The organism is Bacillus sp. SIMBA_008, assembly GCF_046535495.1.
Classification (GTDB): domain Bacteria; phylum Bacillota; class Bacilli; order Bacillales; family Bacillaceae; genus Bacillus; species Bacillus subtilis.
Genome location: NZ_JAWRWL010000895.1, coordinates 1 through 252 on the forward strand (window position 1 = coordinate 1; position 252 = coordinate 252).

Annotated in this window: 1 protein-coding gene; it reads left to right on the forward strand. The window is 60.3% G+C overall.

Features of this window, described 5'->3' with window-relative positions; translation table 11 throughout:
- On the forward strand, nucleotides 1-252 hold a 252-nt coding region (locus tag SB658_RS25950), incomplete at both ends, for a hypothetical protein (protein WP_410603356.1).

The window sequence follows — 252 nt, forward strand, 5'->3', positions numbered from 1 at the left end:
TGGCCCGCGGGACCTTCGGCCCGATCGCCGAGCGGAGCGTTGACGAGACTATCTGCGTGGAGAAGCCATCAGAAGTCGCGAACTTCCTCGTCAAGGTCACCGTGGCCCACGTCGTGACCTACTTCCTCGTGGGAATGGTCGCTGCGACGGTGCTCGACTACGAGTCGCTTTTCGCGGAACCGATCATTCGGGAGTACATGAAGAGTTTCGGGTCCATTGCGCTTTTCGTCGGTCCCGTCGTCCAAGTAGCTC